This is a genomic window from Sporomusa termitida (genome assembly GCF_007641255.1).
Taxonomy (GTDB): Bacteria; Bacillota; Negativicutes; order Sporomusales; family Sporomusaceae; genus Sporomusa; species Sporomusa termitida.
In genome coordinates this window covers 521,039-544,086 of sequence record NZ_CP036259.1, presented here as the reverse complement: position 1 = coordinate 544,086, position 23,048 = coordinate 521,039, and the positions used below count along the sequence as shown (strand labels likewise).

Sequence of the window (23,048 nt, the reverse complement as noted above, 5' to 3'; positions counted from 1 at the left end):
GAATTCGCGCGAATTCTTAGCCTTCAGTTCTCTGATCAGCCATAATTTAGATTAAGTATATATTACCTTTACATGCCTGTCAATGTGAATTATTACCAGCAGCAATGCCAATATCAGGATATAAGCGGGTTATCATAAACATTTTTAACCCTGTCCAGCCAGGCCAGCTGTTCTGTGGTGAAGCTTATATTTCCCAGCGGATAGCTGCGTCCCAGATATTCGTATTTTTGCCGGCCTAAACGGTGATAGGGCAGCAACTCATAACCAATATCGGACCGTCTGTGCTTAATAAAATTTGTTATGGCCGCAATAGCTGCCTCGGTATCATTAAAGCCGGGAATTACAGGAGTTCTGACAAGAATCGGCAAGCTGGGAAAAGCCTCTGTCACCTTGCTGAAATTCTCAAGAATGACAGCGTTGGCCAGCCCGGTTTGCTCCCGATGCTTATCTGGATCCAGACATTTTATATCATAGATAAGCGTGTTTAAATACTTACTGGCCTGGGCCAGCGCCGTCCACTCAGCATAACCGCTGGTTTCCAGCGCGGTATTTATGCGCCGGCGTTTGGCTTCCTGCAGGAGTGCAACTGTAAAATCAGGCTGCATTAAAGGCTCGCCGCCGCTAATTGTCAAGCCGCCGCCGGAGCGGGAAAAAAATGCGTCATCCTGTTCTACCGCTTCTAAAACAGCCTCCACACTCATTCGCTCGCCGAAAATATGTAACGCCGTAGTGGGACATACCGCTGCACAGCGAAAGCATTGTTGGCAGGCCTCCCTGACAACCACCGGCTTACCGTTCTTTGCCGCCGGCAGCGCGTTGCGGGGACAAGCCCGGAGACACCGCCCACAGGCGGCAAGGCCAATACACTTGCTCCGGTTATGAGCAAGCTCCGGCTGCCGCTGTTGGGATTCGGGGTTACTGCACCAGCGGCACCGCAGCGGGCAGCCTTTAAGAAACACGGTTGTTCTGATCCCCGGGCCATCATGTACCGAGAATTGCTGGATATTAAAAACATAGCCGGCCCGTTTGTCCTGAGGCTGCATCCTGGTCCCCCCCTACAAGCTGTGCTCGGTTCTGGCAATAACATCATTCTGCAGATCAGGGGAGAGGTCGGTAAAATAAGCGCTGTAGCCCGCAACCCGCACCAGCAGGTTCCGGTATTTTTCCGGCTCTTTTTGCGCGGCCAGCAAGGTTTCCTTATTGATAATATTAAACTGCAGATGCCAGAGCTTCAGGTCGCACCAGCTGCGGATAAAAGATGTAATTTTGCTGGTTCCGGCTTCGCCCTGTACGCAGGCCGGGCTTAATTTGATATTCAGCAGCCTTGAGGCCCGTTCTTTAAAGCCCAGATTCTTGGAGCGCGCATTGGACATCAGCACCGCCGTCGGCCCTTTAGTATCGGCGCCATGGGAGGCCGAAGAGCCGTCAGAAAGAGCTGCGCCGGCTTTTCTGCCGTTGGCCGTGGCCCCGACCACCTTGCCAAAGGGAACATGGGAGGTAACCGGCACATACCGTACATCAAGGCTGGCGCCAATGGCCCGGGAATATTTGTGGGTAAATTTCAGGGCGGCTAAATCGATACTCTTGGCTATCGAATCGGCATAAGGATCATTATTGCCATACCGGGGGGCGTTTAACAGCATTTGCCTGGCAGCCTCATAGCCCTGAAAGTCATTAGCCAGGGCCGCTAACAACTCAGCCAGGGGTAGTCGCTTATCTTCATACACCAGCTTCTTAATAGCGGCCAGCGAATCGACTACCGTACCGTAGCCGATAATATCGAAGTAGCCCAGATCAATGCCATCTTCGATAGTGGCTGAATGAAGGTCCTTGCAATTTTTCAGGCACTGCTCATGCAGCGCGGAGCCCAGCGGGGCGGCAAAGTGCTTTTCCCGCAGCTTATTAACAATATACTGCTGTTTAAAAGCCTGTTTGAGCAAGTAGGTCTGTTGGGTAATATAGGCCTGCCAGAATTCCTCCCAGCTGGCAAAACTCTCCGGCGCGCCTGTGGCCACAGTTAACAGTTCATCACCGTACAGTCTCATTTTGCCATTGTTCAGGACCAGTTCCAGGGCGGCAGCGATATTAACGTACGCGCACGGGCTGGTGTAGGTGTCCCGGTTCGGCATTCTAACCTCAGTGCAGCCTGAGACCGCGTAAGTGTTGGCCTCGCTGAAATCAGCGCCTTTGGCGACAAGCAGCGGAATAACCTCTTCATCATTGATCAGCTTCGGGAAACCGGAGCCCTCTTTGACCGTCTCTGCGATCTCCCAGAGATAACGCTCGGGGGAACGGGCGTGAACCCGGGCGGCCAGATCAGGATAGTTGATCGGGAATTCCCGTTTCGATTCCAGGAACAAATAGGTCAATTCATTAGTTGCATCGTCGCCATTCTCATCCTGTCCGCCGATAGTGACCGCTTCCCAGTGGGCATAAGCCTCATTAAAGCAGGCGCCGGCCGGGCTGACATACAAATCAATATACTGCGCCATGCCTACCCACATACACTCCAGCAGTTCTTTTGCCCCTTCGCGGTCCAGCCTGCCCTGGCTTACATCTTGTTTATAAAACGGGTAGAGATACTGATCCATGCGGCCGTTGGAGATGGTGGCACCGGTCTTTTGTTCCAACCGGGAAAACATTTGCACAAACCATTGGGCCTGAACGGCTTCATAAAAAGTACGTGGCGGGTTCTCCGGCACCCACTGGCAAATTTCGGCTATTTGCCGCAGCTCGTCTTTTCTCCTTGCATCTGTTTCTTGTTCAGCAAGCCCGGCGGCCAGCTTCGCGTGACGCTGCGCCCAGATAATAATAGCGTCGGCAACCAGGACGATGGCTTCCAGAAAAGGGGCCTTTTCCAGAGAGTCCTTAGGGTCAAACAGGTCAAGCGCCGCCAGCTGGCTTTGGGCCTCCTGCCTGATAACTTTAAAGCCCTTTTTTAATACTTTCTCATAGTCATGGACCCATTGCAGCGCGGATCGCATCGTTGCTGTTTCATTCACAATATACCTGGATTTAGACAGATCGGCAGGGTCATAGGTTACTCTTAAAACATCTGGCGGCAGTGAGTTGGCCAAACTGTCATAAAAGGTTTTATCCTGCCAGTAAGGCGCCAGCACCTGTTCAATATATTGGCTGTCGGCCGCAGAAATTTGAAACGGCGATTCTATGCGGCTGGATAGTTCCGTGATTTTATCCAAAAAGCAGCCGTCCAGTTCCGGATAAATAACGCCATACCGGCCCGGGCACCCGGCCCGGCCGGCCAGCAGCTGATCAGCATCGATATACACGGTGATATTCTCGGCAATATGCTTAAGCGCCCTGGCCCAGCGCAGAATTAACGGCTGCCCCGCGGTTTCTTTAAAGGACTCGGTAAAAAACCGGGCCCGCTCGATATCGATCTTAGGCTGGGCGCCTTTAAAGGAATTAAAAATCTTATATGGCCTTTCCCTCTCACTAGCTTTGCTATTACCGGCAAGTTCTGCACTCAACCGTTGTTCCTGTGGTGATAAAACAGTTGCGTATGCCATAATTTTCCCCTTTCTTGTTTTCACGAATTAAATAAAAAAAGACTAAGTGCGGGTTTAATACCGCCCTTAGCCTTCAGATTTCTGATCAGCCATTACTATAACTATGCAGGATTGGGCCGCAATCCTGTTTCTCTTCATTTTAGCACCCGCCAATACAACCGTCAATACTTAAGCAGGCGGCAAATCCCGTGAAGCATAAAATTAGCGGCGATTTACGCCGCCAATCTCCATAAGTAACTGATCATTGTTTGGCCTGCAGATTCAAAACAGCATTCATACTGCCGGTACGATAGCCGGATAAATCCAGAGTAACATAGGTAAAGCCCAGCTTACGCAGCTCTTCGTTAATTAAGGTCGCTTTCTCCGGATCAGCCAGTACCGGAATATCGGCAGGCGATACCTCAATGCGGGCCAGATTGTCATGATGTCTGACCCGGACCTGCCCGCTACAGAATTGTTTTACAAACGCCTCAGCTAACTCAATCTGTTTAAGCCGCTCGGCGGTAATCGGCAAGCCGTAAGCAACCCGTGAAGACAGACAGGCGGCACTGGGCTTATTCCAGGTAGGCACACCCCACTCACGGGACAGTTCCCGGATATCCGCCTTGGTGAGACCGGCCTCCAGCAAGGGACTGCGGACGCCGGCCAGTTCATCAACCGCCCGCATACCTGGCCGGTAATCTGACTGATCGTCGGCATTCGAGCCTTCCAGCACCCAGGCGATCGCCTGCTCGTCAGCCCACTGCCTAAGGGCGTCAAACCGTTCTTTTTTGCAATAATAGCAACGGTCGGGGGTATTGGCCACAAAGTCCTCGCTGACCAGCTCGCTAATATGCAAAAGCACATGGCGAATGCCGATCTGCTGGGCAATGGTGATCGCCTCCTGGCGCTCCGACTCCGGCAAGGTCTCGGAATAAGCAGTAACAGCCACAGCTTTTTCCCCCAGGGCCCGCTGGGCGGCCGCCGCTAAAAAGCTGCTGTCAACGCCCCCCGAGAAGGCAACAATCACTGTGCCCATTTCTTTTAACCGGTGTGTTAGATTGTCCAATTTTTCGTTAAGCTGCATCATAGCCCCTCCTCGATAACTAATTATCAAATACTATAGTCATTACTGACGGCATGCACCAACTCAAATTCCTGAAAAACCTGCTGCCGGTAAGCAACAAGGCCCGCATCCCCCCGATTGCACGGCCTGGGCAGCTTAATATCAATAAGCCGCTGGATCCGGCCCGGGTTAGGGGTCATTATCGCCAGCCGCTGGGCCAGATAGACAGCCTCATCAATATCATGGGTAACAAATATAATCGTCGGTTGCTTTTCCGTCCAAATTCTCAGCACTTCATCCTGCAGCCGGTAGCGGGTAAACGCATCCAGGGCAGCAAAAGGCTCATCCATAAAAATAATGTCAGGTTCAACCGCTAAGGCCCTGGCAATAGCCACCCGCTGCTTCATGCCGCCGGAAAGCTGTCCGGGAAAACTTTTGGCGAATTGGGATAAACCTACCAGTTCCAGATACTCTTCCGCCTTGGCCTGGGCGGCCTGCTTATTGATCCCTTTGGCTTCCAGGCCAAACATGACATTGCCCAGGACATTCCGCCAGGGAAACAGCCCGTAATCCTGAAATATGGTAATATGTTTGGAATCAGGCCGGCTGACAGTGAGGCCGTCAATCGTCAGCGTCCCGCCTGTTGGCTTTTCAAACCCGGCCATCAGGTTCATCAGGGTCGTCTTGCCGCAGCCGCTTGGCCCCAGCAGGCATAAAAACTCACCGGCCTCAATCTTTAGATTAACATCAACAAGCACATTAAGCAAATTTCCCTGCGTATCCTGATAACTTTTATATAAGTTATTTATTTCAATCTTTGCCAAGCGATCACCTCTTTTAGCCTACTCCCCATTTGCGGTTAATTTCTTTTTCCGCCCAACCAATGATCGTATTAATAAACAAGCCCAGCAAACCGACAACCAGCATACCGCCCATGATCCAGTCGGTCCGTAAAAAATTACGGGAATCAACAATCAGGTAGCCCAGCCCGGACTGGGCCCCCAGCATTTCGCCGGCCACCAGATGAATCCAGGCCACCCCAATGGCAATGTTAAGCCCGATCATGATATAGGGAAAAGCCGCCGGGATAACAATCTTGGTAAACAGCATGGTTTTGCCAACACCAAAATTCCGGGCTACCTTGATATACACAGGGTCCACTTTCCTTACGGCACTAATAGTTGACAACAAAACCGGAAAAAAAGCCGATAAGAAAATAATGAAGATTGCCGGCGCATTGCCGACACCAAACCACAATACAGCCAGCGGAAACCAGGCAATCGGCGAAATGGGCCGCAGGATTTGCAATATCGGGCCCAGGGCCTGCAGTGAATAGGTATGCCAGCCCAGGAACAGTCCCAGCGGAATCGCAACAAGCAAGGCCAGACTATAGGAGATGGTAAATCTGATTAAGCTGACCTGGATGTGTTCCCATAACACACCGGTATCAGCCAGTTCCAGCAAACCGGCCCATACCTTCGCCGGCCCTGGCAACTGTTCAGGCGTATAAAAGCCGGCGGCAGCCTGCCAGAGGCCGAGGAAGGCGGCAATAGCCAGCCACGGCAAAACGGCAGTTTTGTTCAGGGTCTTAGTCTGCATAGCCAGGTCACACCCCAAAAGCCTTTTTGGCAAACCGGTCATCTATATATTGAACCAGATCAATTTTATCTTTGGTAATACCAAATTGCAGCAGATAATCCTGGGTAGCGGTAAAATCCTGCAGATTGGGCACAAGATTAGCAAAGGTAATCCGGCCTTTGGGGTTTGTCAGTACATGCTCAATCACTTCCTGCTTTTGTCCCAGATATTTCAGTGACAGCTTGGCCGCTTCCTGCGGGTTGCCATCAATAAATTTGGCTGCCTGGGCCAGACCGCCTACCAACTCCTCAATGGCCTCAGGGTTTTTCTGAATTAACTCCTCCTGTACATTCAGCACGCAGCAGATATGGTCATGCCAGATATCCTTGCTCAACACCAGGACTTTGCCGACTTTTTGCATCTCGGCCTGCCCGCCAAAGGGCTCGGCGACAATAAAAGCGTCAATTTTGCCGGTAGACAGGGCATTCACCATCTCCGGCGGCGACATATCGATAAATTTTACGTCACTATTAGGATTAATGCCTTTTTCGGTCAGCAATTTCTGGATGAGAATATTGTGAGTGGAAAATTTGCTGGGAATGGCAATAGTCTTGCCTCTCAAATCCTCAATTCCGGCCAGTTCAGGCACATTTTTGGCCGTCAGGACCGAGCCGTTACGATGACCCAGGAATACAGCCTTAACCGGCACCGCCTTTTGCCGCAGGCTCATGCCAATAGGGGTTAAAGCAAAGGCCCCCTGGATGGCCCCGCCTTTAAGCGCCTCGGCCAGTTCGGCCCAGCCGGAAAACTTAACAGGCTCCAGCACAAATTGGCGGAATTCAGTCTGGCCATGGGCAATCATGGTCAGATGATCGGTAATCGGCAGGTAACCGACTTTTATTGTTGGTTTAGCCTTAGGCTGACTTGAACTGGTGCCGGTCCGGGTACTGCTGCCGCACCCGGCCAGGCTCAGGCCGCCGGCCAGGCCAACTGCCATATAAACACTTTTCTTGATAAAATCTCTCCGGTTCATTTGTTTACCCCCTTAATATTTGGCGTCCAGCCTATTTGATTTCGTCTTTGTTCCAAATCGGCGACAATTTTCTCGCCTAAGCCCCGGGGATCGGTCACCACTACCATAACCGAACCAAGCAGCTCCTGGGTGTCGCTGGCAAAAAAGCCGGCTACTTTATCAGAGCCCTGCACCGGCGCCGGAATGCAATGGTATGAGTTCAGGCCCATCAACCGGAAGCTCAGGGCGGCGCCCACCCCTTTCTCATTGGACCATTCGGGGCTGGCAAAGGCAACAGGCATACGGGTCAGCGGCTGGCCGCTCTTGTCGGCCAGCGCCCTAAACAGGCCGGAAGCCCTGGCATTATCCAGACATTCCCCCATATGCCATACCGGTGGCAGGCTTCTGGCCCCTAACACGCCCTGCAGCCCCGGCCCGGCTTTCGCCAACGCCTTGGGGCTGCAGTACCCCATTTTTAAGAGTGGAAACGAGGCACAGCCATTAGTGAGAACAATAATATCGTTGGCCAGCAGGATATCAGCCACCTGCAGGATCGCCTGCTCGTAAACAACCTTCGGGTTGTTGCAGCCAACAAGGTTGACAATGCCTTTGATCCTGCCGTTTTTAATCAATCCGGCCAGTTCGTCCAGACTGCCAAAGGCCTGTGTTATGTTTTCAACCGAAAACCCTACTTCAGCTTCTAAGCTGACTTCAGGAATATAGACATTCTCCTGCTGGCGGGCGGGGTAATTCCGGATAGCCAGCCTGACAATCTCTTTAGCCTGTCCGAGGGCCGCCGACATATTGCCATGCTGGTGATCAATAGCCATATGAATCGCCCCCGGCAGGCGGCAGGAGTCACTGGTTGTAACGACTTTGGTATGAAAGCAGGCCGCTACATCCATAATGCCCGGATAGATATCCTGCAAATCAGCCACCCAGACATCAAGGGCGCCTGTCCCCATAATCAGCTCGGCTCCGAGCGCATTGCTCAGGGGATGGACCTCGCCGTAGCGGTATAATGCGGATAAGCCGGAGCAGCAAATGCCGTACAGCCGGATACCGGCAGCACCCTGGGCCCTGGCCAGTTCAACAAGCTCCGGGTCCCGGCCGGCCTGTACCAAAGCCGACGGCAGCACCGGGGAATGTCCGTGCAGGGCAATATTGACGTATTCTTTTTTAATAGAAGCAAAGTTGGTTTCAATCTGGCTGCGTTTGGGCGGTCCATAAAGACAGTCGGCAGCAATTGACGGTCCGACCACACTGTTCCAGGCAAAAGCCAGTCCACAGCGCAGCAGTTGTTTCATCAGGTTCTCCCAGTCGCCATCGGTGCCGGTCCCGGTCCGGTGCAAGGCTTCAAATACCTCATGATAAGAACTGATAGGGATAATATCAAGCCCGGACCAGGTCTCGACCCGTTCCGGCGGCGCCATAGCCGTAATTGTCCGGTGCGGTGCCGGCACGGCGCGGGACATGTCTTCCAGCAGCAGGTCGGCAAGACTTTCCGCCAGCTCGGCGATTGTCTTGCCCTCCTGGTAAATTCCGAACGCTTTCGCTGTCGCCAGGACTTTTTCCGGCCCTAGCAGCGGTAAAGACAATTCGCCGCTGGCCGCTTTTTTTTGAGGGTTAACAGGACTTCCCGCCCCCGCGCCCCATGGGCCGCCACCCCGGCCGCCACCCAGCGCAAAATATTACGGGCCACAATGACATGGGCATCGGCGCCGCACACGCCTTTGGGGCTTTTTTCAGTAATCCGGCACGGCCCCATATTACAAATCCGGCAGCAGGTGCCGGCCAAGCCAAAGGAGCAATGTGGCTTTTGGGCATCAAACCGGTCAAAAGCCGTGGGAATGCCGGCTTCCTCCAGATGCGTAAGCATCGCCCTGACCCCGGGGTCAGGTGTTTGTTCAATTACTTGCTGTTTGGACGGAAAGGTTTTGCGATACTCATTAATAGCCTCGAAGCTCATGTGTACCCCCTATAAATTATGTCGATTATTGTTAGCAGAAAAGCTCCTTCAGCAAAGAAAGGAGCCCGTATGACAGTCGCTATGTATTTATCAGTACAAATACTAGCACTAGTTATATAGCCTGTCAATATATATTCAATATTTTATCTATTAGGCAAGAAAAAAGACCAAGGACGCTCGGGAAGCGAACTTAGCCTTCAGACTTACTGACAAGCTAATCGGGTAACTAGTACCTTGGCACAGTTAGATGTTAGTTTTAGACAACGCAGATTTTTTCGCAATGCAAGGCGGAGGACGCTAACTGATTCATTAAGCTCTGCTTTAATGATCCTGTATGATAGGGGCCTCTTATTACTTGCACCCGGGCCGCGCAGATCGGCAATCTGTAAGGCGACGACAACGAAGCAGTGCGGGAAAAGATGCGTTGTATAACCTAACATTTGACTTTGTCAAGGTACTAGTACCATTACAAATATATTATTTAACTGCTGCAAAAGCCTGCTCAAGATCATCGATGATATCCTGCACATCCTCAATGCCAACAGACAGCCGCACCATATCGTCGGTAACACCGGCAGCGGTCAGTTGTTCAGCCGTCAGCTGCGAGTGGGTGGTGCTGGCAGGATGAATAACCAGCGACTTGGAATCACCAACATTCGCTAACATCGAGAATAGCTTAAGGCTGTTAATAAATGTCCTGCCGGCCTCTAAGCCGCCTTTGATGCCAAAGGTCAGGATAGCACCGGCCCCCTTGGGCAGATATTTTTGGGCCAGTTTATAATCAGGGTGGTTGTCAAGACCTGGGTAGCTGACCCAGGAAACGAGCTCATGCTTGACCAGGTACTCAGCAATGGCTTGCGCATTTTGGCTGTGCCGCTCCATGCGCAGATGCAGCGTCTCCAGACCCTGCAGGAACGAAAAACTGTTAAACGGGCTGGCGCAGCCGCCTAAATCCCGTAAAACCTGGACGCGGAGGCGGATAATAAAGGCGAGTGGGCCTAAGGCGGCGATATAGTTTAAGTCATGATAGCTCGGATCCGGTTCCGACAGGAGCGGAAATTTGCCATTAGCCCAGTTGAATTTGCCGCTGTCGACAACAACACCGCCCATCGACGTACCATGACCACCAATAAATTTGGTTGTCGAGTGAATTACGATATCAGCACCAAATTCGATTGGCCGGCAAAGGTACGGGGTGGCAAAGGTACTGTCAATAAGGAACGGGATCCCGTTGTTGTGAGCGATTGCAGCCACACTTTCGATATCCAGAACGTCAATTTTGGGATTACCAATCGTCTCAGCATAAAGAGCCTTGGTTTTAGGGGTAATTGCCTTAGCAAAGTTCTCAGGGTCACTGGGATCAACAAACGTTACCTTAATGCCCAGCCGCGGCAGGGTATAAGCAAACATATTATAGGTTCCACCATACAGAGTGGACGAACTGACAATTTCATCGCCGGCCTGGGCAATATTGAAAATAGCGGCACTGATGGCCGCATGGCCTGACGAAAAAGCCAGGGCGCCCACACCGCCTTCCAGGGCGGCAATCCTTTTTTCAAAGACGTCGGTGGTCGGATTCATCAGCCGGGTATAAATATTGCCGAACTCTTTCAGACCAAACAGGTTGGCGGCGTGGTCGGCATCGCGGAAATTGTAGGACGTCGTTTGATAGATCGGAACCGCCCGGGAGCCGGTAACAGGATCAGGCTCTTGCCCACCGTGAACAGCCAGGGTATTAAATTTCAGGTTTTCAGGTAACGCCATTTTTGTTGACCTCCTATATGTTAGTTCTGAGCATTATAAAAGGCCCAAAGAATCGCTCATTAGAGCAATCCCTGGGCCTTTAGTCTGCCTAATCAGCCTGGATAAAACCTGTAATGTTGTAACACGATAGTAACATATCGCGAACAATATTGTCAATAAAAAACGGACTAGAACAGAAAAATACTCCTGATTTTCATATTGTCCGGCAAGGAACCCGTATCGCCGCCATTTAACCAGGCCACCGGCATACTTTCAGCGCTGATTTCCAGTTCATAGTGCATTCTGTTGCCATAGGCCACAGCGTACAGCGAATCAGTATACTCGATTGAACTAATGCCACCGGCCTGCCTCAGGTCGCCTAAAGTAGCCGCCACCCCAATATCGTCAGCGGTCCTATAGCGCTTATCAAAAAGACGGATAGCCGTAATCATTTGCTCCTGCCCGTCTTTAGCCTGAGCAACGAAAGCTGTCAGTGACGGCAGATCCCGGCCCTGATCATAAACTCGCAGCACCTTATACATTCTGCCGCCAACATATGCTTCCCCCGCCAAAACATCGTGCGTACCAAAACGTTGATACAAGCTTTCCACAGAGTCCCCTACCTTAATATTGCCAACATAACCTGCCGCCAGCGTAAATTCTCCCGGCGGGGTTGCGGCGGCGATTGCCGCCCCGGCCCTGCCACTGCCGGCAGCCACAGACTTGGTCAGTTGAACCATCTGCTTAGTATTGGCTTGGTTTTGATTTTTATTTGTTTCTTCGCCGGCAGGCGCCGCTTTGTCCTCTTCAACCGCCTGCAGCACCCCGGTCTTGACAAGTATATCAAGTACTTTCCGGTCACTGCGGGCCTTAGCCATAGTAACTACCGTGTTACCCTGTAAATCGGCGCCGGTTACACCCGCCCCTTTTTGCAGCAAGGCCGCAACCACATCAGCCTGGTTATTGCCGACAGCTTTCATAAGCGGGGTCTGGCCATCTTTATCACGTACATTAAGGTCGGCGCCTTTGTCGGCCAGCAGCCGCACAACCGGAGCCCGGCCGTAGGCAGCGGCCGCATGCAGGGGCGTAAAGCCGTCGTTTTGACGGTACGAATCCGGTGCCATCCCCGCCTCAATGAACAACGCAGTGATCTCTTTTTCGCCCCGGCCGGCATATTTTACAAAATCCTCGGCCGTTAAATGCACCCCCCTGCGGCCCAGCCGGTTCTCGGGCCGGTCAGCGGCTGCCAGCTGGTCCATGCTGTGAATAATGCCATAATAAGCCCCCAGACTGACAACAGCCGGCAGCAAAACTAACCCTAAGTAAACCAGATACCTGACCTGAATTTTGTCGGCCGCAGCCGATAGTTTTCGGGCAATAACGCCGGTAAAAGCCGGTATAACCGCAGCAGGTCGCTGGGGAATTTTAATTTCATTTATTATTGCCTTCAGCTTAACCTTAATATCAAGCAACATATGCCTACACTCCACAAATATTTTTTATAATTAATGCTACAGGTGCTTCATCTCCAACTGTCAGTAAGCAGACACTTTACACTCCACAATATTAATATCGGGTATATCAGCCTGTTCAATAATAGTAGTGACTGCGATTTTAACAAATCGGTGCCCAGCGGCTGGGTCTTGGGGTTGAGGATATTACAACAGGCCTTGTGGCATAATAACCATTGCCAAAAATGTTTATCTGCCGGGGGAGAATGCCGATGGTGCTTACCGTGTCAGGAATACCGGCCGAAATGAGGCTGCAGCAGCTGCTTACGGCTGTTCACCTGGATAAGTGGCTGCAGGAGGAATTGTTTCAGTTCCAATGGTGGTTCCTGCTGGGCTTATATATCCTGACTGTAGCGGCCTGGTGGAAAATGCTCAATAAGCAGCGATTGCCGGAAATCATTTTGTATGCGGTTTTGACAACAATTATAACCATGGGTATTGATGAGTATGGTATAGAGTTGACACTATGGACTTATCCGGTCTGTATCTTGCCTATATTTCCGGTGATTACAGCCATAAACTTAATCGCATTGCCCACCTGTTTTTCCATTGCTTATCAACGCTTCCCAGCCTGGAAAAGTTTTGCCTGTGCCAGCATACTCATCGCAGGTGTGCTTGCTTTTGTCCTGGAGCCTCTCCTGGCTTGGGCCAATCTTTATCAATTGATTACCTGGCAATATTACTATAGTTTCCTGCTATATATTACTATAGCATTATTCATCAGGTGGTCGGTAATTACAATTCTGGACATTGCTGCCAGGGCTCAGGGGCATCCTGATTAAGGAGGTGTTATACCTTGCTTTCTCCCGATACAGGCGTACTGGCCGCCGTGGAGCTGCAGAAGCTATTAACAGGCCTGCGGATTGATGATTGGCTGCACAGAGATTTATTCCACTTTAAATGGTATTTTCTGTTGGGCGTGTTTGCCTGCTCTGTACTGGCCTGGTGCAAGCTGGTGGATAAAAAGCGGCTGCCGGAAATCACCCTGTATGCGGGATTAACCATAATAATCACCCTTGTACTGGATGAATTTGGCGAGGAGCTTACCTTATGGGATTATCCAATTGACATAATTCCAATCTTTCCACCCTTGACAGCGGTTGATTTAGCCAGCCTGCCTGTTATCTATTCGCTAATATACCAGTATTTTAAAACCTGGAATAGTTTTTTACGGGCAACAGTAATAATGGCCACTATATTTTGCATTGTCCTTGAACCACTCCTGGTATGGGGAGGGTTCTATCAAACATTAAAGTGGAAATATTATTACGGCTTTCCCATCTATATTATGATGGCACTATTCAACAGATGGCTGGTGACTAAAATATACCAGATTGCCGGCAACGCCAAACGTACTCTAAACCCCGTATCAGGCTCAGAGTAGCCAAATGCCCGGGAACAATAATGTTTCCGGGCATTTTGTTAAAGAGGCTCCGTCTGGGTAAGAATTTCCTGCCGGAAGGTTTCCACCCCAATCCGCTTGATCGCCGTGCCGATTCGTTCGCCCTTAAAGCTCAGCCGGTTATAGACGTCTAATATGGCCTGAATATAAAAAACGGCCTCCTGTTCAGGAATAGCTGATAAAATTTTAGTTCCCAGCATTGGTGTCCTGCCGATTTTCCCCCCAACATATACCGCATATCCCCGCCTCCGGGCAACCACAGCCTGCTGTGGGCAATTTTTTATACATATTCCGCACCCAACACACTTGTTGCTATCAATATGTGGTACATATTGCTGAACCTTAATAGCCTCAGCTTTACACCCCTGTACACAAGAATTACAACCAGCACAGCCGGCGGCCACTGCGGGGATGGTAACGCCGTGCAGACCAATATCACTGATTTGAGGTTTTGCACACGAATTGGGGCAGCCACTAAGGGCAATTTTGGTTTTGCCCGGCAATTCATGACCCACCATTAACTCATTCAATTGTGCGGCCAACAGGACGGTGTCACTGATTCCCCGCTGGCAAAGCCCCCGGCCTGGACAAGCAATAACAGTTAATACCCTTGGACCCCGAACCGCCAGCAGTAAACCTAAATCGTGTATCTCTTGCAAAAGGATATTTAGCCGGTGTTCCTGCACCCAATGTATTTCCACTGATTGCCGGGTAGTAATATGCAATTGCCCCCGGCCATACTTGTCACACAGATCCGCCACTTTACGCAGCTGGCTACTTGTCAGATTACCGGCAATCGTCCGAATGCGTACGGCCACAAAGCCTGTTTGCCGTTGTTCAATCCGGCCATGTTGCTTAATAACATTGTTTTGCTCAATCATGCTGTCCTCTCCCTCGCGCGAACCGGCACCTAAATTTTTATCGCAGTGCTATTGTAACACGTCAATAATTCGGTTAATATCGAAGTATGATTGTTATATGCGGAGGTTGATTGCTATGCATGCAAACCCTAATCTGGCGGCGGTGGCTGCCCTGATCGGTGATCCGTCACGGGCAGCGATGCTTGTCAGCTTACTGGGAGGAAAAACTTTACCGGCAGGCGATTTGGCCCGGGCCGCCCGGATATCGCCGCAAACGGCTAGCGCCCACCTCGCAAAAATGCTGCAAGGCGGCCTGCTTATCCAGGAAGCGTATGGCCGCCATAAGTATTTCCGGCTCGCCAGCAGCGAGGTTGGCCAGGCCTTAGAAGCGCTGCAAACCATTTCACCGCCCCAGCCGGTGCGCTCACTCCGGGAATCAGATCAGTTACACGCCTTACAATTTGCCCGGACCTGCTATGACCATCTGGCCGGTAAAATCGGGGTTGCCTTAACCGACAGGCTGCTGGCAATGGGGCTAGTCGAGAAATCCGGAAAAGATTTTATAGTAAGTGCTGCCGGCAAGGCCTGGTTACAGAATTTCGGCGTAGAAACCGAAGCAAACCCTAAGAGCCGCCGTTATTTTGCCCGTCAATGCTTAGACTGGAGCGAACGGCGCCAGCATTTGGCAGGCAGCTTGGGTGCCGCACTTACAAGGCGTTTATTTGAGCTTAAATGGCTAGAAGATCTGCCAGACGGCCGGGCGGTACGGGTAACTGCAGCAGGCCGCAAAGGCTTATCGGAAAAATTTGGCCTAAACTTAGACCCCGATTAATCTCCCCGGTTTGCTGCCAGTCCGGCTTATGGTTACCTTGCGCCCCCCACTGCCTCATCATCAAAATAAGTATAGTATAATTCTACCAATTCCTCATAAAAGCCCGAACCTATTCCATTGCTTGCATCGACTAAATTCCCCAAACGCTTCTGAAATGTCTCCTCTAAATTCTTCTCTATCACATAAGCAGCGGCATCCTCGTACAGGGCAGCCATTCTAACATAAAAGCGCTCATCTATATTACCGTATGTATTGGTAAATTCAACCCCATACTCTACGCAAGCAACCAGTAATTCAGCAATATGGCCGGGATTGTTGGAAATCTTCTTGAAATTCCTCATTGCCTTATTTATAATTGAAAACCGCAACTTGCCAAAGCCTCTGTCCGAAAAAAACTCATTCTTAATTATTTTTTTATATTTTAGCAAAATTTGTTCTTCCGCATCAGGCATAAGTTTTGTTGTATAATATTCTTTCACTTCGGGGAACAGTTTGCATAAATTCAATATTTCTTTTATCAATTCCAATTGATTTTTACTCATTAAGTGTTTTTTCAGATCAGTTACTTTTAACTGTTTCATATTCACACACATCCTTATACATAGATTAATCGGGGATTGTAAGACTTAGGAAAAGACAATTTTTGTTATTTATATTTTATCATATTTCAGGATACTTTATAAAAGTTGTACTCTGTATATTCTTAATATTACGCAAAAAAATCCGAGGCTTTATAAAAGGCTTCGGATCTTTTATTCCTTTTCTATTTTCGGCTAGCCATCAGATTGGCAGAAGCAAAAGAACGTCCCGGTGCTTCTTATGTGCGCCTGACGTCTGTGCCTGTTAGAAAGCATTGGTCAATAAGCAGTCCAACCCGTATCTGCCACAACTACCGTACCGTTAACAATACCAGAATCCTCTGCAGCAAGGAATAAAGCAACGCTAGCAATTTCTTCCGGTTCAGCAATCCTTGGATTTAAATGCATTCCCGCCATGGCTCTTTCCATACCAAATTTGTGTGGTTTACTCATTGTATTACCAATATTTGTCTTTACAGCCCCAGGAGCAATAGCATTACAACGGACCCCTAATGTTGCATACTGAAATCCTACATTCTTAGTTAATCCTATAACTGCATGTTTTGCCGCTGTATATGCGGCCCCTGCTCTTGAGCCGCTAAGACCGCCGGCCGAAGCAATATTAACTATAACGCCGCTTCCTTGTTTGGTAAATATAGGCAGAGCTTTTCTTATGGCCCGCATTGGTCCGGTTGCATTGATTGCCAAAACCCGCTCCCATAGCTCATCTGTGACATCTGCAGCTGAGCAGTAGCAATGCCGCCGTTTGATTTAATTTCAGCTACAGTCGTCTTGGCTGCATCTAAATTTATATCAGTCACAACCACTTTAGCGCCTTCTTTTGCATATAGAAGGGCTATTGCCTTACCCATGCCCGAGGCAGCCCCTGTTACTACTGCAACTTTTCCTTTAAGTTTCAGGAAAATGCCCTCCGTTTTAGCGTATTTTTAAGTAATTAAACCTTGTGCTAGAATTCCAGGTAAATGCTCCCGACTATAAAGAATCCAATTAGCGCCTCTGCCAATCAGCCACAGCATTCGCTCCGTTTTTTTCTCCCATCGTTGGTGCTTCGGTGTTTTGGCAGCCTTAGTCAGTGCATCCACAACCGCTGGACAATCAGCAAGAGCCATTCGCGTGCTGTTGCTAATAGTAGTTTAGCTTTTGACATTGAGGTGGTGCTCCGAACACCAGGCAGAAACCGACTGCCCGCTGCCGTGGTATTCCCGGCTGATTTCCTGCCACTGTCGGAGTCGGTATTGGCGGGTAACTTCTCTGGCATCCCACGCTAAACCTCCTTGGGAGTTTTTTCGGTTGCTCGAAAAACTCGATTTCTGATTTAGGGCTGTGTTATTCCAAATCCAGGGTTACTTTAATGGCAAGGTCTGGGGGTGAAGCAGTTGCAAACGCTTTTATAGCACCCTCGAGCTTAAATTTATGCGTAATAATTTTGGTAATATTCGAAGTTTTGTTCGTCAGATTTCCAATTACCTCTAGAACATCCTCTTTTGTGTATCCCCTGGATCCCATGATTTATGCATTCAGTACTCATAATTTTAGAGAAATTTATTGAAACATTATTTTTATGCACACCCACAACAAGATAATTTGGCTCCTGGTTTTGCATAATTCATGAAATCCTCCGGGACATTAGGTGCACCCGCACAATCAATAACCACATCAATATTTATGGCAGAATCCCTCCATGGTATTTTTAAATTTCGCCAAATTGTCCAATAAAAAACTCCGAACATCACCCGACTTGATCTCCCGAACCAAACCCCTTTTATTTGCTCGACGAGCCAATTGCAATTCCAATCAGGATAGCTGCAATACCACGTAATTCACGGTCATGACGTTCCCTTTCGCGCTCTTGCCGCTCATGCCATTCTCTTCTGCTTTCATGATGACGCCGCCGCATTTCCCGCTCGTGGCGTTCATTTTCTTTACGCATTCGCTCATCACGCTCACGTTCCCGCTGTTCCCGCTGTTCACGCTCCCGCTGACGGTCACGGTTGCGGTCGCGGTCATGCTCCCGGTCTTCATAACGTTGTTTATTGCGTTGATCATTATCTCTTGGTGCGGCTTCGATTACAGATGCGCCAAACCCTATTTGCATGATACCTACCATTGAATAAATAATAACTTTCTTTGCTAAGCTGTTCATAATTTTGTCTCTCCTCATTTTCCTGACTAAAATTATAATTGGACTTTCCCGGGGTCGATCCCAAGTTCCCAAAGCCAACTGAATCCGGTATACCTAAACGAGTTTGATAAACCGCTTTGTTGCTTACGGTAAGCTAATCCTTTTCAGTTTCCCTAGCTACCATTCCATAATAAAGGATATCCATCGCTCTTCTTATAGTGTCAAGAACAGTTAAGTTGTTCTGGATTAAAAAGTTCTCATGCAGCAGTTCATTTATAGTAGCGTTATAAATTACTTTTGCAATAGCCAGATCAATGGGACGAAAGTATCCGGTTGTAATGCCTTGGTCTAAAAGAGCTTCAACACGTTGCCATGAGTATTCGCGATACTCATCACATCTTTTCCATACCTCCGGCAGATATCGTTTCAAATCAAAAACAAACCTACTGCTTATCAAGCCACCTAGATTCGGTTCAGTTAACAATAGTTCTTTAAGTTTTTCCTCGATATTCCGGTCGCTGTCAAGTATTTTTTCAGCCTGGTCGCGCACATTTTCCAGGAGCGAGTCGACTATTGTCCCAATCAACTCTTCTTTGGAAGCAAAATGTTCGTATAACGTACTTTTGCTAACCGCCAGGCGCTTGGCCAGCTCGGCCATAGTAAATTTGATGCCGTTTTCATTGATTTCTTCAATTGTGGCCATCATGATTCGATTACGCAAAAAAACACCGCCTTATTCCATACCCCGAGTACTGTTAAAGTTCTTATAGTACTAATGATAACTGCATTTTCTTTCCATGTCAATATCTTGTAATGAATTTGTTCTTAATAACCGTTAGGTTAACGATACTATTGGGTAATTATCCCGGGTTTCCATCAGTCAATAGCAGCTATGCACTGCAACAAAAAATGCCCGAAGTTCAATATAACGAACTTCAGGGCATATCTCGCCAATTTTTCTTATTTGTTGCAAGACTGTTTAACCCATTAATGCAAGCTCCACACCCGCTCAATAACTACGACGTTCCCGTTCCCGAAAAGATTGTGCGATGAAAGTTAGCAACAGATTACCTGCACGCCAAAGCTACTTGCGGTAATAATCTTTAATCAAATAGGCCGGCCTGTTTGTAGCGGGCCACTTGTCTTTGCTTACAAGCATTCTCTTTGATAAGTAAAGCATCAGCTATGTCGGCAATAAAAGGAGATGGGGTGCGGGATGTCAACAGGACAAGCTCATCCCTGGCCCTTGTCACCCCGACATAGAAAATCCGCCTCTCTTCCTCCACATCAGAGTCCAGGACGCCGCTCCGTAAAGGAATCAAGCCATCATTTACACCGCAAATGAACGTTACAGGAAATTCAAGACCTTTTGCCGCATGTACTGTCATTAACGCAACCGCATCCGGCGAATAAACTTTGGTCCCGCTGCGGACAACATCACTTTCCCGGCCCAGCACAAGGTTTTGGATAAAAGAGGCGATTTCGTTATGCGTAACCGCGGTATGTAAAAGCAGTTCCATACACTTTATGCCTGATAAATTGTTGTCACTAATCCAGGAATCGATAATTTTCCCGGGTTTTTCTTTATGGATGATCGCTTCATATTTCCTTAGCATTTCTATAAATTCCCGGGGATCACCCGGTTTATTGAGCGGCATTGGTGTCTCTGCCAAAAGCTTTTCCAGGGATGCGATGCTTTTCTTACCCGCAACATAACTATCCAGGACTTTCAGATTCAGTTCTGCCGAATAGATATTGTTTGCTTTAAGACACACCAATAGGGATGGAATATCCCCGGGGTTAAGCAAATATTTAAAAAACGCCATCGCCTCACGCACCAGCTGATCTGCAAGGAACTCATCCCGTCCGATAACCGTATACGGAATACCTTCTTTTAACAAGCACTGCTCCAGAACTTCCGCCTGGTGATTGGTGCGATATAGTATGGCGATATCGGCAAAGCCTCTGGAATGCCCGGCCACAGGCCTGGTTCTGCGGGATACGGCCCGGGGTTGCGTATCAAGCATATCGATACCGCCAACCATATGGTTTATTTCCTTGGCAACAAAAATCGCCTCCGAAAATTCATCATTGCTTTCTATAAGACGTACTTTAGTGCCGCTTTCCTTGGTTGGATTGAGGAAACAGCCTTGCTCCCCTGCAACCTTTTTGGCGATTACCGCTTGGGCGGCAGCGATGATCTCAGGGGTCGAACGATAATTCTGCGTCAGCCGGACATGCCGGATGCCGGCAAAATCTTCGGTAAACCTTGCAAAATAGCGAAAATCCGAGCCCCTAAAACCATAAATTGACTGGTCAGGGTCACCAATAATAAAGATACTCTCGCTTTTCTTGCCCCATTGCATGAGCAAACGGTATTGAATCTCATTTATATCCTGAAACTCATCTACCAGCAGGTATGTACAGGGATTTTCCTGGTTTCGGCCGGGCCTGCCCGCAGTGGTCTCACATTCAAATTGGTGAAGTACTTCGAGAAGGATATCATCATAATCCATCACCCCATAACGCTTAAGCTGCGAACAGTATGCATCGTACAGCCCAGCCGTGCTTTCCGCTTTTTTCGGATCGCCGGCCGGCAGGGCATCATTTTTAAGCAGCGAGATCCCTTTCAGTGCCTCCCGCAGAGAAATCTCCAACTTCATGCTTTTTACTATTTCCCCAATAATCGAACGAACATTATACTCATCAATAATTGTTATGTTATTTTTGCCCCGCCATTGGGACAACATTTGCAGGCAGATAGAGTGGAACGTCCCGATAGTCATAGCACCGGCCGTCCGTTTGTTCCCGAAATGCTGCTCGAGGCGGTTACGCATCTCCTGTGCCGCTTTATTGGTAAAAGTAACAGCGGTGATCTGTGAGGGGGGAATTCCACATTGTTCGATAAGATAGGCAATACGGCATACCAGCGTTTTTGTTTTTCCTGTTCCAGGGCCGGCAATTACCGCTATTGCCTGGCCGGCGGCTGAAACAGCTTCCCATTGTTCTTTATTCAATCCATAGGGAAAGCTCACAGGAGCAGTCTCTACGGCGTTTTCACATTTTCCCGGCAGACCGGCATCGTCTGGCCCCCACACCGGTTCCGCTATGTAAACCGGCGCTCGGATCTCTTCAACAGCTGTAGGTGTTAATGGTTCTTTATCACAAGTATTCCTATCAGCTGTAAACTCATCATCCATAAAACATAATTGCCCGGAAAACATATCTATTTCATTTTTATTCATTACTCTGACTTTACCGTATTCGCCGTCAAAACCGGGTTGTATATCGACCTTGCCGCCTCTCAGCCGGCGAATTCCTTCCCCAATACAGGGACCTGCCGCCAGTTCAATATCAGGCAACGGCGCCTCGCGGAGAATAAATAACTCCGGGCCGAGACACTGTAGCAGATGTTCATATTTTTTCCTTACTTTCATACTGCTGACAGTCGAACCGATGGAGGAAGCGATTATCTCAGCAAGCGGAACAATACTTTCAAAATGTTTGGCCGTCGGCGGTATAAAGCCTGCTACTCTGTCGGCAAGGGCTTCCACCCGGTGCAGCACGCCGACGGTAAGTTTGCCGCCGCATACCGGGCATATGCCGCCCGCAGCTTTTGTAGCCGCAGGCTGCCAGCATACCTTACAGGACCGGTGCCCATCGTAATGGTATTTGCCTTCCTCCGGAAAAAACTCGATTGTACCGTAAAACTCGTTTGTGCTGCGGTTCTTTAATGCCTGCAACATACATGAATACGAAAGCCCGGTGTCGAAAATATTGGCTTCTCTGGCCAGGTTTGCCGGAGAATGGGCATCCGAGTTGGAAACCAATGTAAAGTTATCCAGAGCGGAAAGACGCCAATTCATGAGCGGATCGGAAGACAGGCCTGTTTCGAGAGCATAAATATAACCGGTAAGGTCACCGAAACACTCCTCAATGTCGTCAAACCCGGAATAGGCACCATAGAGGGAGAAATGCGGGGTCCATATGTGCGCGGGTATAAAGATAGCCTCCGGACAGCTTTCAAGAACGATCTCCAGCAGATCCCTGCTGTCAAGCCCCAGGATCGGCCTGCCGTCCGACCGCAGATTGCCTATGGCCTCAAGCTTGCGTGATATTAATTCAGCTTGCTCCAGGCCGGGCAGAAGGATCAGGTTATGAACCTTGCGTACTTTGCCGTTCTTTTTGTATATGGAGCTGATTTCACCGGAAACAATAAATTGAGGCTTAAACGCTGCTCCGGCCACTCTAGCTTCTTTGCGAAGTTCATTTTTAAGGGTATACAGACCTTCTCCTGCGGGAACAAGCTTTTCTTTCAATTCCTCACGCCAGGCGAAATGAGTAAAATCACCTGTACCGATAACATGAAGCCCTTTACGCCGCGCCCAAAAGTCAAGGACCTCGGCAACGCAATCCTTACTGGTAGCTCTTGAGTATTTCGAATGTATATGAAAATCAGCGATAAACATAATCATCCCACCTGTTTGCTTTGGATTTTTGCAGCCACGCAGCGCTTTACAGGCCCGCTTGGCGTCTGTCACTAAATGTTCTTAGTAAAGCTAATTTTACATTCTCATCCAAAATACAAAATTCCTGCCAAATCAATACAATTCGACAGGAAAATTCGGCTATACGGTCCTTCCTCCAGCAGCAAATGCAGTTGTTCCGCTATATTCAGATAATATCATATCAAACATCATGGCTGGAAATCACGACGACAACGGGCCCCTGTTATCATCGCCCCGAACCATAACATATTTGCGCGTTTGACAACCGCTTTCATGTGTTCGGCGTGATTAGGAACCGATTATTTTTTTGCACTCTTAGGAGAAATATGGTAAAATA

At 49.1% G+C, this 23,048-nt stretch carries 19 protein-coding genes and 1 pseudogene; 3 read left to right on the top strand and 17 right to left on the bottom strand.

Features of this window, described 5'->3' with window-relative positions; all coding sequences use genetic code 11:
• Window positions 1-113: 113 nt before the first annotated feature.
• From hpsH to SPTER_RS02335, 10 genes are all read right to left on the bottom strand, one after another.
• A complete protein-coding gene (hpsH, locus tag SPTER_RS02375) occupies window positions 114-1,043 on the bottom strand; it encodes a (2S)-3-sulfopropanediol dehydratase activating enzyme (RefSeq protein ID WP_144348884.1) in 930 nt (309 codons plus the stop codon).
• 12 nt (window positions 1,044-1,055) lie between these two features.
• Window positions 1,056-3,530 carry a (2S)-3-sulfopropanediol dehydratase gene (hpsG, locus tag SPTER_RS02370; protein ID WP_144348883.1) on the bottom strand — a complete coding sequence of 825 codons (2,475 nt, stop codon included), beginning with the start codon at window positions 3,528-3,530 and terminating at the stop codon, window positions 1,056-1,058.
• Between the two features lie 241 nt (window positions 3,531-3,771).
• Window positions 3,772-4,599 (bottom strand): ATP-dependent sacrificial sulfur transferase LarE, encoded by an 828-nt coding sequence (gene larE, locus SPTER_RS02365; protein ID WP_144348882.1) that lies wholly within the window; start codon window positions 4,597-4,599, stop codon window positions 3,772-3,774.
• A gap of 23 nt (window positions 4,600-4,622) precedes the next feature.
• Window positions 4,623-5,399: an ABC transporter ATP-binding protein gene (locus tag SPTER_RS02360; RefSeq protein WP_246105447.1), complete on the bottom strand. Its 777-nt coding sequence runs from the start codon at window positions 5,397-5,399 to the stop codon at window positions 4,623-4,625.
• Between the two features lie 13 nt (window positions 5,400-5,412).
• Window positions 5,413-6,174 (bottom strand): ABC transporter permease, encoded by a 762-nt coding sequence (locus tag SPTER_RS02355; protein WP_144348881.1) that lies wholly within the window; start codon window positions 6,172-6,174, stop codon window positions 5,413-5,415.
• Between the two features lie 7 nt (window positions 6,175-6,181).
• Window positions 6,182-7,186, bottom strand: coding sequence for an ABC transporter substrate-binding protein (locus SPTER_RS02350; protein WP_144348880.1), 1,005 nt, complete (start codon window positions 7,184-7,186; stop codon window positions 6,182-6,184).
• Window positions 7,183-8,763, bottom strand: a complete 1,581-nt coding sequence (locus SPTER_RS02345) for an anaerobic carbon-monoxide dehydrogenase catalytic subunit (protein ID WP_211367404.1) — start codon at window positions 8,761-8,763, stop codon at window positions 7,183-7,185. Before SPTER_RS02345 ends, SPTER_RS02350 begins: the two co-directional genes overlap by 4 nt.
• Window positions 8,745-9,134, bottom strand: a complete 390-nt coding sequence (locus SPTER_RS25555) for a hypothetical protein (RefSeq protein ID WP_211367403.1) — start codon at window positions 9,132-9,134, stop codon at window positions 8,745-8,747. Before SPTER_RS25555 ends, SPTER_RS02345 begins: the two co-directional genes overlap by 19 nt.
• Window positions 9,135-9,611: 477 nt before the next feature.
• Window positions 9,612-10,898: a homocysteine synthase gene (locus SPTER_RS02340; RefSeq protein WP_144348879.1), complete on the bottom strand. Its 1,287-nt coding sequence runs from the start codon at window positions 10,896-10,898 to the stop codon at window positions 9,612-9,614.
• 167 nt (window positions 10,899-11,065) lie between these two features.
• Window positions 11,066-12,352, bottom strand: coding sequence for an ankyrin repeat domain-containing protein (locus tag SPTER_RS02335; protein ID WP_144348878.1), 1,287 nt, complete (start codon window positions 12,350-12,352; stop codon window positions 11,066-11,068).
• Window positions 12,353-12,573: 221 nt separating this feature from the next.
• Between SPTER_RS02335 and SPTER_RS02330 the strand changes: the two genes are divergently transcribed.
• Both SPTER_RS02330 and SPTER_RS02325 read left to right on the top strand, forming a co-directional pair.
• Window positions 12,574-13,170 carry a CBO0543 family protein gene (locus tag SPTER_RS02330; RefSeq protein ID WP_246105593.1) on the top strand — a complete coding sequence of 199 codons (597 nt, stop codon included), beginning with the start codon at window positions 12,574-12,576 and terminating at the stop codon, window positions 13,168-13,170.
• Between the two features lie 14 nt (window positions 13,171-13,184).
• Window positions 13,185-13,772 (top strand): CBO0543 family protein, encoded by a 588-nt coding sequence (locus tag SPTER_RS02325; protein WP_144348876.1) that lies wholly within the window; start codon window positions 13,185-13,187, stop codon window positions 13,770-13,772.
• Between the two features lie 38 nt (window positions 13,773-13,810).
• Here SPTER_RS02325 and SPTER_RS02320 read toward each other — a convergent pair whose 3' ends face one another.
• Window positions 13,811-14,671 (bottom strand): 4Fe-4S dicluster domain-containing protein, encoded by an 861-nt coding sequence (locus SPTER_RS02320; RefSeq protein ID WP_144348875.1) that lies wholly within the window; start codon window positions 14,669-14,671, stop codon window positions 13,811-13,813.
• Window positions 14,672-14,786: 115 nt separating this feature from the next.
• Here SPTER_RS02320 and SPTER_RS02315 point away from each other — a divergent pair, with 115 nt between their 5' ends.
• Window positions 14,787-15,482 (top strand): ArsR/SmtB family transcription factor, encoded by a 696-nt coding sequence (locus SPTER_RS02315; RefSeq protein WP_144348874.1) that lies wholly within the window; start codon window positions 14,787-14,789, stop codon window positions 15,480-15,482.
• Window positions 15,483-15,514: 32 nt separating this feature from the next.
• Here the strand turns inward: SPTER_RS02315 and SPTER_RS25185 are convergent, their stop codons facing one another.
• From SPTER_RS25185 to SPTER_RS02290, 6 genes and pseudogenes are all read right to left on the bottom strand, one after another.
• A complete protein-coding gene (locus tag SPTER_RS25185) occupies window positions 15,515-16,063 on the bottom strand; it encodes a DUF6155 family protein (protein ID WP_246105446.1) in 549 nt (182 codons plus the stop codon).
• 276 nt (window positions 16,064-16,339) lie between these two features.
• A pseudogene (locus SPTER_RS02305) lies at window positions 16,340-16,932 on the bottom strand (SDR family oxidoreductase).
• Between the two features lie 75 nt (window positions 16,933-17,007).
• Complete coding sequence (locus tag SPTER_RS24505) at window positions 17,008-17,190, bottom strand: hypothetical protein (protein ID WP_170233112.1); 183 nt, start codon at window positions 17,188-17,190, stop codon at window positions 17,008-17,010.
• 653 nt (window positions 17,191-17,843) lie between these two features.
• Window positions 17,844-18,224 carry a hypothetical protein gene (locus SPTER_RS02300; protein ID WP_144352704.1) on the bottom strand — a complete coding sequence of 127 codons (381 nt, stop codon included), beginning with the start codon at window positions 18,222-18,224 and terminating at the stop codon, window positions 17,844-17,846.
• A 133-nt stretch (window positions 18,225-18,357) separates the two neighbouring features.
• Complete coding sequence (locus SPTER_RS02295) at window positions 18,358-18,909, bottom strand: TetR/AcrR family transcriptional regulator (protein ID WP_246105445.1); 552 nt, start codon at window positions 18,907-18,909, stop codon at window positions 18,358-18,360.
• A gap of 397 nt (window positions 18,910-19,306) precedes the next feature.
• A complete protein-coding gene (locus tag SPTER_RS02290) occupies window positions 19,307-22,672 on the bottom strand; it encodes a UvrD-helicase domain-containing protein (RefSeq protein ID WP_144348872.1) in 3,366 nt (1,121 codons plus the stop codon).
• Between the last annotated feature and the right edge of the window lie 376 nt (window positions 22,673-23,048).

What these genes read in the sequence shown, in the direction of transcription:
- hpsH (WP_144348884.1), bottom strand. Translation starts at nt 1,043, where the DNA reads ATGCAGCCTCAGGACAAACGGGCCGGCTATGTTTTTAATATCCAGCAA.
- hpsG (WP_144348883.1), bottom strand. Translation starts at nt 3,530, where the DNA reads ATGGCATACGCAACTGTTTTATCACCACAGGAACAACGGTTGAGTGCA.
- larE (WP_144348882.1), bottom strand. Translation starts at nt 4,599, where the DNA reads ATGATGCAGCTTAACGAAAAATTGGACAATCTAACACACCGGTTAAAA.
- SPTER_RS02355 (WP_144348881.1), bottom strand. Translation starts at nt 6,174, where the DNA reads ATGCAGACTAAGACCCTGAACAAAACTGCCGTTTTGCCGTGGCTGGCT.
- SPTER_RS02350 (WP_144348880.1), bottom strand. Translation starts at nt 7,186, where the DNA reads ATGAACCGGAGAGATTTTATCAAGAAAAGTGTTTATATGGCAGTTGGC.
- SPTER_RS25555 (WP_211367403.1), bottom strand. Translation starts at nt 9,134, where the DNA reads ATGAGCTTCGAGGCTATTAATGAGTATCGCAAAACCTTTCCGTCCAAA.
- SPTER_RS02340 (WP_144348879.1), bottom strand. Translation starts at nt 10,898, where the DNA reads ATGGCGTTACCTGAAAACCTGAAATTTAATACCCTGGCTGTTCACGGT.
- SPTER_RS02335 (WP_144348878.1), bottom strand. Translation starts at nt 12,352, where the DNA reads ATGTTGCTTGATATTAAGGTTAAGCTGAAGGCAATAATAAATGAAATT.
- SPTER_RS02330 (WP_246105593.1), top strand. Translation starts at nt 12,574, where the DNA reads ATGTTTATCTGCCGGGGGAGAATGCCGATGGTGCTTACCGTGTCAGGA.
- SPTER_RS02320 (WP_144348875.1), bottom strand. Translation starts at nt 14,671, where the DNA reads ATGATTGAGCAAAACAATGTTATTAAGCAACATGGCCGGATTGAACAA.
- SPTER_RS02315 (WP_144348874.1), top strand. Translation starts at nt 14,787, where the DNA reads ATGCATGCAAACCCTAATCTGGCGGCGGTGGCTGCCCTGATCGGTGAT.
- SPTER_RS25185 (WP_246105446.1), bottom strand. Translation starts at nt 16,063, where the DNA reads ATGAAACAGTTAAAAGTAACTGATCTGAAAAAACACTTAATGAGTAAA.
- SPTER_RS24505 (WP_170233112.1), bottom strand. Translation starts at nt 17,190, where the DNA reads ATGGCTCTTGCTGATTGTCCAGCGGTTGTGGATGCACTGACTAAGGCT.
- SPTER_RS02300 (WP_144352704.1), bottom strand. Translation starts at nt 18,224, where the DNA reads ATGAACAGCTTAGCAAAGAAAGTTATTATTTATTCAATGGTAGGTATC.
- SPTER_RS02295 (WP_246105445.1), bottom strand. Translation starts at nt 18,909, where the DNA reads ATGATGGCCACAATTGAAGAAATCAATGAAAACGGCATCAAATTTACT.
- SPTER_RS02290 (WP_144348872.1), bottom strand. Translation starts at nt 22,672, where the DNA reads ATGTTTATCGCTGATTTTCATATACATTCGAAATACTCAAGAGCTACC.